The following is a 10,780-nucleotide window of genomic DNA, read 5'->3' as shown; positions in this document are numbered from 1 at the left end:
GCGAAAGGGCGACGCTTGCGCGTCGCCCTTTCAATGGTACCGCCACGGCTGGCCGCTTCAGTTCTTCGGCGCGGCCGTGGTCTCCGTCTCCTCGCGCTGGCTCAGGCGCTGGCCAAGGCGGTCGACGTTGTTGAGCGACATCAGGTGCGCGTAGATCCAGCCAAGTACGCCCTCGTGCAGGAACTCCTTGGCGGTCTTCTCGTCCAGCTCGCGCAGCTTGTCCTCGTTCACCACGAACAAGCCGTTCAGGTTGATGACGTGGCCGTTCGGGTCTTCCGGCGCGCCTTTGCGCAGGCTCATGTTCCGGGGCTCGAGCAGGTTGTGCTGGCGCAACTGCTGCATGAACGCGCGGGTGCGCGCCACGTGCTGCTGGAATTCGCCCAGGAAACCCACGGCGCGGGTCAACAGCTCGGTGTCGGTGCCATCCTCGTTGAACAGGCGGTCGCCCTCGGTCTTGCCGAAGCCTTCGTAGCCCTCGTCGAGAAACACCGCGAAATCGTCGCCTTCCTGCCCGGCCGGCTTCTCGGCCAGCACGAACGGATAGCGCCGCACGAACGCGGGAATGTAGATGTTCGGCGCCCACTGCCCGGCGGCATCGACGAACAGGTTCTCGTTCTGGCGCAAACCGAGCAGGGCAACCGGGCCGGCGTCCTCAAGGGTATTGCCGGCAAACACGATCGGCAGATCGCGCGCGGCCAGGCCAAACTCCACGCCAGTCAGCGGCACCGAATGCGCGGTAAGCGCGAATTTCATGTTCGGTACCGGCTTCAGGCGCAGGTCCTTGTGCTCGGTACGGTTGAGCGGCACCGGGCGCTCGTAGAAGATCACTTCAGCCACGTTGTTACCTCTGCCCCGCCGTGCCGGGGTTGCCACCGTTGGCCCCCCCTCCCAAACCCGGCGTCGGGTCCACGAATGAACGCGCACTATATCAGTGCGCCCCGGCGCGCCGTAACCCCTACCCGTGATGGCTATCTCGTTGACCGCAAAGCGATTCGCGTGGTGCCGGCAGCAATCTGTTCTATGCTGCAATGCGTTGAACGCCGTTGCATGGTCGCAGCGCTCTTTCGCTTTTGCCGAGGGACGAACCGCATGCTGATGGAAGTTGCCAACCGGGTGGATCTGAATGCCACCCGCGTGCTTTCGCTCGACGCCGCCGGCCGCATCCTCGACTGGATCAGCTGGCAGGACGCCGTGTGCCTTTACGTGCGCGATGCCATCGCGTGGACGCTGGGCGAGCCTTGCCTCACCGTGCACGGCGGCTGGAACCGCGGCACCGGCATGCAAAGCACGCTGTCCCTGCACCCGATCATTGCCAGCACCGGGCATTGCCACGCCGACGCGACCGACCCGGCGCCCACGCTCAGCAACCCCGCCCTGTTCGCGCGCGACCGTCACCTGTGCCTGTACTGCGGCGAGCATTTCACCCGTGGCGAACTCACCCGCGACCACGTGCAGCCGGTTTCCCGCGGCGGCCGCGACGAATGGGAAAACGTGGTCAGCGCCTGCCTTGCCTGCAACCTCAAGAAAGGCAACCGCACCCCGCAACAGGCCAACATGCCACTGCTCGCCGTGCCCTACCGGCCCAGTTGGGTGGAGCATCTGATCCTCTCCAACCGCAACATTCTCGCCGACCAGATGGAATTCCTCGTCAGCCACCTGCCGCGCAACCGCCGGCAGGCGATGGAGGCGTAGGGCCGGGATTCGGGATTTGTAAAAGCAGCATCGCGCAAGCAGCGGAGTCTTGTGGGTCGGACCTCAGCCCGACGGACGTGCGGCCGGGGCCTCCGCCTCCGGTTCTCGCAGCGCGGCGCCGTGCCAAATCCCCAATCCCGTATCCCCAATCCCAGCCTCACGGCTTGTCCCTTCACGCCGTGCAGCCAACAATGCATGCATGAAAAACCCCACGCGCTATCCGCACCTAGCCACCATCAACACGCCGGCCGACCTGCGGCGCCTGGCGGACACCGAGTTGCCGGCAGTGGCGGACGAGCTGCGCGCCTATCTGATCGAGTCGGTGGCCAGCTCGGGCGGGCATTTCGCGGCCGGGCTTGGCGTGGTCGAGCTGACGGTGGCGCTGCACCACGAGTTCGACACCCCGCGTGACCGGCTGGTGTGGGACGTGGGCCACCAGTGCTATCCACACAAGATCCTCACCGGCCGCCGCGACCGCATCACGACCATCAAGCAGCTGGGCGGGCTGGCGCCGTTTCCGCGCCGTGCGGAGAGCGAGTACGACACCTTCGGCGTCGGCCATTCCTCCACCTCGATTTCCGCCGCGCTGGGCATGGCCGTCGCGAACCGGCAGCGCGGCGACCACCGGCACATCGTGGCGGTGATCGGCGACGGCGCGGCCACCGCCGGCATGGCGTTCGAGGCGTTGAACCACGCCGGCGACGTGCGCGCCGACCTTTTGGTGGTGTTCAACGACAACGGCATGTCGATCAGCGCCAGCGTCGGCGCGATGAACCAGACGCTGGCGCACGTGGCGACCAACCACCATCTCGACGCGCTGCGCCACCGCGCGGAAACCGACACGCTGCCGCCATCCGCACTATTCGAAGAGCTCGGCTTCGACTACACCGGCCCGGTGGACGGCCACGACCTGCCGGCCCTGCTGCGCGCGCTGCGCACGTTGAAATCCCGCCCCGGCCCGCAACTGCTGCATGTGCTCACCACCAAGGGCAAGGGCTACGCGCCGGCCGAGCAGGCGCAAACCGTCTACCACGCGGTCGGCCCGTTCGACCCGGCACACGGGGTGGAAGCCAAGCCGAGAACGCGGCCGAGCTATTCGCAGGTGTTCGGCGACTGGCTGTGCGACGCCGCCAGCGCCGACCCGCGCGTGATGGCGATCACCCCGGCGATGTGCGAAGGCTCCGGCATGGTGCGTTTCGCACAGGCTTTCCCGCAGCGCTATTTCGATGTCGGCATTGCCGAGCAGCACGCGGTGACGCTGGCCGCCGGCATGGCGTGCGAAGGCGCCAAACCGGTGGTGGCGATCTATTCCACTTTCCTGCAGCGCGCCTATGACCAGGTGATCCACGACGTCGCGCTGCAAAACCTCGACGTCACTTTTGCCATCGACCGCGCCGGCGTGGTCGGCCCGGATGGCGCCACCCACTGCGGCAGCTTCGACCTCGGCTACCTGCGCTGCCTGCCGAATTTCCTCGTGATGGCCCCGGCCGACGAGCGCGAATGCCGGCAAATGCTGGCCACCGGGCTGGCGCATGCCGGTCCCGCGGCGATCCGCTACCCGCGCGGCACCGGCCCCGGCGTCGATGCCGGTCGCGGCCTGGACCCCCTGCCGATCGGCAAGGCCGAAGTGCGCCGCCGCGGCCACCGCCTCGCCCTCCTCAGCTTCGGCGCGCTCCTGCCGCGCGCGGCGCAAATCGCCGTGGAGCTCGACGCCACGCTGGTCAACATGCGGTTCGTCAAACCACTGGACGAAACCCTGCTGCTGGAGCTCGCGCAAACCCACGAAGCCTTCGTCACGCTGGAAGACAACGCGATTGCCGGCGGCGCCGGCTCGGCGGTTGCCGAATGCCTCGCCGCGCACGCCATCACCCTGCCCATCCTGCACCTCGGCCTGCCCGACCGTTTCCTCGAACACGGCACCCGCGACGAAGTACTGGCCCTGGCCGGGCTCAGCGTGGATGGCCTGCGGCAGGCTATCCACGCGCGGTTTGCGTCACTGGTGGCGCGTTCCTGCGCAGGCCGCTGAACCCCGCATACGCGTCCGCTACCTGTACGGTGGGACACCATCCGACAAGGACCACGTGTCCGGTTCGAGGGTCCCACGCCGGTTTGCGCCCCGCTGGTTGATCAGATATGCCAATGGCGCTGGTGCATCAGTGACACAGCAGCAGCGGCATGCGCGCCAGCCGCAGGGCATCGCGGGTGACGCCGCCCAGCACCCACTCACTGAAACGCCCACGCCCATAGGCGCCCATCACCAGCAGATCCGCACCAAAGGCGTCGGCGTGCGCCAGCAGTGCACCGCCGGCCGCATCGGCGCGCTCGGCGATGGGTTGCACTTCCACCTTGGCGCCGTGTTCACGCAGGTACTCGGCGATGTCGAACGGCGGGTACCACGCCAGGCCGGGATAGCGCTCGCGCTCCTCGCCCTGCATCAACAGCACCTCGGCACCGGGTAGCAGCGGCAGTGCCGCATGCACTGCGCGCATCGCCTCGGATGACCCGTTCCAGCCAATGGCAAGACGCACCGGCTGGCGGAACGCCCCTACCGAGCGCGGCAACACCACACAGGCGATGCCGGTGCGCAGCACGATGCCCGCAATATCCGAGCCGGCGCCGGTGTCGCCATCGGCGTGATCGAGCATCAGCAGATCATGCCGCGGCGCTACCTGCGACAACGCCTCGTCGGGTCGCCCTTCGGCCACCAGCCACCGGCACGGCGTGACGCCGGCCGCGGCCGCACGCGCCAGAAACCCCGGCCGCGCCGCGATCGCCGCCGCCACCAGCCGTCGGGTGTCTTCGATCAGCACGGCGGCCAGCGCGGGCTCGACTGCCGAACCGAAGTACAGCGGCGCGGCGTACACCGCGGTCAACCCGGCGTGCATGGCGGCGGCGAGCGCCACCGCGTGCTGCACGGCCGGCGTATCGCCCTGCGGCTCGCGTACATGGACAAGGATGGTTTTCATCGCGCACCTCGCATGCAAACCGGCGCCAATGTGGCAAGTAGCGACAGCTTCCCGCATCCCGCCGACGCATGCTTGATTTTTGTCACTTGCGGTGGGCTGCGGCATCAGCTGCCGCGACTGCCGCCGCTGACGCGGTCGCGCGCTTCGAGATCCTGCGCGGTGAACACCTGGGCAAACCCGGCCGCGGTCAGCAGCGCGCGCGCCGCATCGCCCTGCTGCCAGCCGTGCTCGAACAGCAACCAGCCGCCCGGCGCGAGGTGCGCCGCGGCGCCAGCGACGATGCGGCGGATGGCGTCGAACCCATCCGGCCCGGAAGCCAGCGCCGCCGCCGGCTCGTGGCGCAGATCCCCCTGCGTCAGATGCGGATCGCCCGCCTCGATGTACGGCGGATTGGACACGATGAGGTCAAAGCAGGCGTCTTCGAGCGCGGCAAACCAGTCGCCGTGCGCAAAGCTCACGTTGTTGAAACCCAACCGCTGAGCATTGCGCCGCGCCACCGCCAGCGCATCACCGCTGGCATCGGTCGCCAGCACCTGCGTGCGCGGGCGCTCAAAGGCGATGGAGAGCGCAATCGCGCCGCTGCCAGTGCCCAGGTCAGCCACCCGCAACGGCAAGTTCACTGGCAGCCGCGCCAGCGCCAGCTCCACCAGCAGCTCGGTTTCCACCCGCGGAATGAGCGTGGCCGGCGTCACCGTGAGGTCGAGCGTCCAGAATCCGCGGCGTCCGGTGATGTAGGCCACCGGCTCACCCTTGGCACGGCGTTCCACCAGCGCGTCGGCGGCCGTCTGGACGTCCGTCTGCAGCGCCTCGCCAGAATGCGCAAACAGCCAACTGCGCGGTTTGCGCAGCACGTGCAACAGCAACATTTCGGCTTCGACCCGGTCGCCGAGGCGCGCGGTGGCGCCCGTGATCCAACTGCGCACATCAGTCATGGGGCAACTCCGGCGGCAACGCCGCACGCGGTGCGGCGCGCCGCCAATAGCCGCCGCGGCTCCACGCATCGAACGCCCAGCGCAGCCAACCAATCAGCGCAAACGCCAGCCACAAGGCCCAGGCCAGCATCGCCAGCTTGTAGTACCACAGCGAGACGCTGACGACGCCGGCCGCCGGCAAGCTGCCGGCACTGTGGTCGGCAAACCAGCGCAGATCCCACGCCGACGAGCCGTTGCCGGCCACCTGCATGTCCGGCACGCCGAGCAGGCCCTTCGGCACTGCCGCGATCAGCGTGAGGAGCGCCAGCACGGTAAGCAGGGCCAGGCCAATCTGCATCAGGTTGTAGCCCCAGCGCGGCCACGAGGGCGGCGGGGTCCTGCGCGCCCGCAGGCCGCTCAGCACCAGCCAGCCCGCCACCAGCGCCAGCGCGCCCCAGGCCAGCGCGGAAAACCCGAGGCCGAGCAGCAGCCAGTGCCGCCACTTGAGCGGCGTCGGCGCGTAACGCGCCAGCAGCCACGCCACCAGCAGCAGCACGCCGAGGCGCGCCCAGTACAGCACCGCCGGGCCGGTGGCCGGGCCCCAGGCCCACAGCACCCAGCGGTCGTGCGGCAGGCTCAAGGCGCTCGCCAGGTTCGCGGCCGGCGCATCGAGCGTGATGGCCGACGTGCGCGTCAGCGTGGCGCCAGCGCCCGGTTCGCGCAGCCGAACCTGGTAGGCGTGCGTGCCCGGCAACAGCGGCAGGCCGAGCCGATGATCGCGAATGGCCAGGCCCAACGGCTCGCCATCGCGCTGCGCGTCGACCAACTCGGCGCCGGCCGGCAACGTGATCGCGTGCTCACCGCCGCGCGTACTGCGCACCGTGAGATCGAGCGTGGTTTCGCGTGCCCGCTGGCCGATCGTGGTGTGCACCGCCACGCGGTCGAATGCGAGGCTGCCACCCGGCACCGCCGCCGGCCGGTCAAATGCGAGATGCAGGGTTTCACCCGGCAACGGCTGGAAGCGCAGACCACTGCCGCTGGCGCTTTGCGGCACGCCCTGCGCGGCCACCCGCCACATCGGCGCGGCATCCACCTGCCACACCTCGGCACGCTCGCCCAGCGGCGGCGCGATCAGTGCGAGCTGCGGGGTCTGATCCAGCCGGCTGGTCCAGCGCACGCTTTGCGCAGCGGTGTTGAAGGTGACGTCGATGCGACCATCCTTCACCACCACGCCGTCGCCCAGCGGGTGCTCGCCGGGCAAAAGCGGCAGGCTAAGGCTGAAACCGCCACTGGCCGGCGCGATACGCTGCACGGTGTTTTCCACCTGCCACTCAACCCCCAGCGACAATCGCCGCGTCAGCCGCACGTAGGGCGGAAACGCCGGTGCCAGGTTGGCGGCCGCCACGCCGCCGGCGGCCGCCACGCGCTGCAAGGTCAGGCTGTCGCCGAGCAGGCGCTGGCCATCGACGCCGGCGAGCGTCCAGCCGGCGCCGCTGAACTGCACGCGCTGCGGCGGCAAGCCAAATTGCAGCGTGGCGGCATCGCTGTTGCCGAGCCGATAGTGCAGGTCGAGCCGATGCACGCCGCGGTCGAGCCGCACCAGGGTTTGCCCGGCGTACTGGGTGAGCGCCGCCGGCTTGCCGTCGCGGGTGGCGGCGGTCAACGTCAACGCCTCGCCAGCGTGCGGCAAGGGCACGGCGACGGTGGCGCCCACATGGATCTCCAGCGCCAGGTCGAGCGCATCGCCAGTAACGGAGAGCTGCGCCTGGGCCACCTCGGCGCAGTCAGGCGCGCACCTGGGCGCTTCGGTCAGCCGCGCCTTGAGCTGGTCGAGCAGCGGCTGGCTGGGCAGGGTTTGCGCGTGCGACAACGTAGGCAGCAGCACGCCGGCCAGCAGCAAACTGCCGAGGACAGCAGCGGCATGCGGAGCATGTCCGCGCCACTGCCATGGCTGCAGCGCCAGCACCAACCGCGCCAACAGTGCGACCAGCAAGCCCACCAGCAACACGCGCAGCACCCGCACCAGCCAGCGCGGCGCAACGATCAGGCGCACGGTTTGCGCGGTGGTAACCGGCCCCGACCAGCCCAGTGGGTAATTGTTGCCTTGATCCCAGGCCGGGGTGCCCGCGCCGGCTTGCACCGGTGTCTGCGTTTCCACGGCGCTCGGCGCCAACGCGTTCACTCCCGGCGGCACGGCAAACTTCATCACCCGCGGCGAGCCGATGGGCGCCGCCTGCATGGCTGCGGGCGCAGGTGGCAGTGGCGGCATATTCGCGGCATCCATGCGGTTGGCGCGCACCGCCATCTCGGCCGATGGCGACGCAAACTGCACGGCAACCGCACGGTCGAAACGACCGGATTCAAGCTGCGGATGCAACGCGTACTGCAACTGCTGCGCGACAAACGGCAGGCTCCACAAGGCAGTCAGCACCAACGCCGCCACCGCCGTGCCGCGCACGAGCCCACGCAGCCGCGCCGCCGGCAAGGCGCGCCACAGCAAGGCCAGCAGCACTACCGCCGCCAGCGTCCACACCGGCGCGCCCGGCTCCTGCTGGCCCAGCACGAGATAACCGGCCGCCAGCACGCCCCACGGCCAGCCGAGCAGGCGCCCGGCCAGCAAGGCGATCAGCGCCAGTACGAAAAGATCGAGCAGGCTCCAGCCCGCAGCCCAGGTGTTGGGTGCGCGGTCGGCGCCGGGCGCGGCAATGAGTCGGTAGCCATGCGGCAGGTGCAAGGTGGCCCGGATGCCGTCCAGCGGCAGATTCCACGCCGTGACCGGCAGCGCACCGCCGGCGTGCGGCAGGCGTAGGCCGGCAGTGAGGTCGAGTCGGCCGGAGTACAGACGCAACTCGACGCCGCGTGCACCATCCGCGCCCGCGGTCACCAGCAGCGGCGCGCCGTGCTCGCTGGCCCGCTGCAACTCCCATGGCGCAGCGACGTCCAGCCGCTGGCGCTGGCGCAATTCGCCGGTCAAATGATCCACCGCGCTCAGGCCGTGGCCGTTGAAATCCAGCCACCACTGGCGATCGAGCTGGAGCTGGTCACCCTTGCTGCCCGTCTGGCCACGCGCGCCGACCACGACGGCGAGGCCATGGCCGTCGGTCAGCGCAAACGCCGGCAAGGCGCGCCACGCCTGCGGCACGCCGGCTTGTCCCGCGTCCACCGCCTGCCCTTCGGCACGGCTGGTGCGCAGCGCGGGATCATCGGCATAGCTCCAGATCTCCTGCCGCGGCCACGGCGCGGCCGGCAACTTGGGCGCCAGCTTTGCCAGTGCCACGGTGGCGCGCGCTTCGAACGTCAGCGTCCAGGTGCCTGGGCGCAGTTGCACCTCAAGCCGACCGGCGGCGTCGAGCCGTGCCGGCAAGTCGCCATCCAGCGCAGTGGCCACAAACCCGGGGGGCAGCGCCGGCCCGAAGCTAGCGGTGCGCGCGCTGCCGGTGACGTTGAATTCCAGCCGCGTTTCCAGCATGGCCGGTACGCCGTCGGCGAGCCGCCGGTAGACGCGCAGGGACAAGGCGTCGGCGCCCCGCTGCGCGGCCACGGCTTCGCCCAGCGTCAGCTCATCAGCGTGACGTTCGAGCCGCACCACCGGCTGGCCGTCGAGGCTGAGCGCCACCAGGCCGAACGCCTCGGGCACCGCAAGCCGCGCCGGCCGTGTCGTCCACGGCAGGTTGCCCTGCACGCGGTAGTCGCCGGGCGCAAGGCGCAGCGCCGGCGTGCCGTCGTGGTCGAGCACCACCCCGGGTTGGCGATCCACGCTCACCGCCTGCGGCCAATGGCGCGCACTGCCCGGCAACGCGACCCAGCTGGGCGCATCCACCCGCACGTCAAACGCAAAGCTGCCGCCCTGCGCGCCAGCCGTCAGGCTCAGCGTGCCGGGCCAGGCGCACGGGCGATCGCGGTCGGTGGCATCCCCACTCACCAGATACGGGCAGGCATGCGCCGGCGTGTCATGCAGCACCCAGCCCTGCCAGTCGCGCAGCGGCGGCGGCACATCCTGTGCAGCGAGTGGCGCAACCAGTGCCAGCAACAACAGGGCGATGCCGATCAGGCGTGCAAGCATGGGCAGCTCCGTGCACAAGGATGCGCGCAAGTAGACCACGGACGAGCGACCAGCCGGTATCAGTCGCCGACCGCGAGGATGCACTCCTCGGCGCCAAAACTGCGGCAGCACACCGGCACCACCGCGCCAGCATCCCCAAGCAGGCCTTCAAGCAGCCCGGCATAGAACTCGCAGCCGGAATGCCCGTTGGCCTGGCACAGCGGGCTGTGCAGGATGTGCAGCTGGCCATCCGCCGGCAGCGTGGTTTCAACCAGCGCGGACAGTGCCGGCAACACCGTTTGCGCGAGGCTTTGCGGGGTGCTCGGCGCGACCTTGGGTGGCTTTTCCCGCGCGAGCCAGGCGCCAATGCGCTGTCCCGCCAAGCGCAGGCTGGCCACCCGCGCACCGGGCGCCACGTCGCGATCCAGTGCCTGCACGCGCGGCAGGATGCCGGGGTAAAGCCGGGCCAGGTCGGCCAGCGCTTGTTCCACCGCTACCGCATCCGCCGCCAACGACGGGGTGTCATCCCAGGCCATGACCTCGACCGTGGAAGGCACCGGTGACGGTGCCGCCTTGCGTACCACCAGCGCTTCCCAGGCTTCCCGCTCATCCGCTTCCGGCAACGGCGGCGGCAGGCTCGGCGCCGGTGCGACAGGCACCGTGGCCGCCCTTGCCGGTGGCGCGGGAACCGGCTCCGGCAATGGCTCCGGCACGGGTGCCGGTGGCGGCACATAGCCACTCGCCGTCGCGCGCGTCACGGCAAAATGTGGCTGGAAATCTTCGCCAGCCGGCAACAACTCGACACTCACGAACCGCTCGCAACCCGCCAGCGCGGCTTCCAGCGCGCGCTTCTTGAAGCGCGAACCACGCACCACCATCGCCAGCAACACACCGTGCGGATCGTTCACCAACCGCTGGCGCAACAGCACGAAACCTTCGCTGCCAGCCAACCGGCCCACTTCCAGCGACAGGCCCTCACGCGTGAGCGCAAGGGCCTGAATTTCGAGGTCGATCATGGGGCAAGAGCCGGGATTCGGGATAGGAGATTGGGGATTCGAAGATACTGCACCGCGCGAGTCGTGTTTCGCAGTACCGGGGTTCGAGATTGGGGATTGGGGATTTGGAAAGCCGCATGGCGCGAGATCGGTTTTACCGAATCCCGTATCCCC

7 protein-coding genes are annotated in these 10,780 nt (G+C 69.6%); 2 read left to right on the top strand and 5 right to left on the bottom strand.

Annotated elements, in window-relative coordinates:
* Window positions 1-57: 57 nt before the first annotated feature.
* Complete coding sequence (locus AC3WP6_RS05040; RefSeq protein WP_492626703.1) at window positions 58-837, bottom strand: SapC family protein; 780 nt, start codon at window positions 835-837, stop codon at window positions 58-60.
* A gap of 252 nt (window positions 838-1,089) precedes the next feature.
* Between AC3WP6_RS05040 and AC3WP6_RS05035 the strand changes: the two genes are divergently transcribed.
* Both AC3WP6_RS05035 and dxs read left to right on the top strand, forming a co-directional pair.
* On the top strand, window positions 1,090-1,692 hold the full coding sequence (locus AC3WP6_RS05035) for an HNH endonuclease (RefSeq protein ID WP_492626702.1): 603 nt from the start codon (window positions 1,090-1,092) through the stop codon (window positions 1,690-1,692).
* A 199-nt stretch (window positions 1,693-1,891) separates the two neighbouring features.
* Window positions 1,892-3,718 carry a 1-deoxy-D-xylulose-5-phosphate synthase gene (gene dxs, locus AC3WP6_RS05030; protein WP_492626701.1) on the top strand — a complete coding sequence of 609 codons (1,827 nt, stop codon included), beginning with the start codon at window positions 1,892-1,894 and terminating at the stop codon, window positions 3,716-3,718.
* Between the two features lie 127 nt (window positions 3,719-3,845).
* Here dxs and AC3WP6_RS05025 read toward each other — a convergent pair whose 3' ends face one another.
* The 4 genes from AC3WP6_RS05025 to AC3WP6_RS05010 form a co-directional block, all read right to left on the bottom strand.
* Window positions 3,846-4,658 (bottom strand): universal stress protein, encoded by an 813-nt coding sequence (locus tag AC3WP6_RS05025; protein ID WP_492626700.1) that lies wholly within the window; start codon window positions 4,656-4,658, stop codon window positions 3,846-3,848.
* 104 nt (window positions 4,659-4,762) lie between these two features.
* Complete coding sequence (prmC, locus tag AC3WP6_RS05020; protein ID WP_492626699.1) at window positions 4,763-5,590, bottom strand: peptide chain release factor N(5)-glutamine methyltransferase; 828 nt, start codon at window positions 5,588-5,590, stop codon at window positions 4,763-4,765.
* Window positions 5,583-9,632 carry a hypothetical protein gene (locus tag AC3WP6_RS05015; RefSeq protein WP_492626698.1) on the bottom strand — a complete coding sequence of 1,350 codons (4,050 nt, stop codon included), beginning with the start codon at window positions 9,630-9,632 and terminating at the stop codon, window positions 5,583-5,585. Before AC3WP6_RS05015 ends, prmC begins: the two co-directional genes overlap by 8 nt.
* 59 nt (window positions 9,633-9,691) lie before the next feature.
* Window positions 9,692-10,627: a hypothetical protein gene (locus tag AC3WP6_RS05010; RefSeq protein ID WP_492626697.1), complete on the bottom strand. Its 936-nt coding sequence runs from the start codon at window positions 10,625-10,627 to the stop codon at window positions 9,692-9,694.
* Between the last annotated feature and the right edge of the window lie 153 nt (window positions 10,628-10,780).

The sequence above is a fragment of the Rhodanobacter sp. FW106-HT46G03 genome (assembly GCF_058789895.1).
The sequence above is the reverse complement of the archived record's forward strand: the minus strand, read 5'-3'. Positions and strand labels throughout refer to the sequence as shown.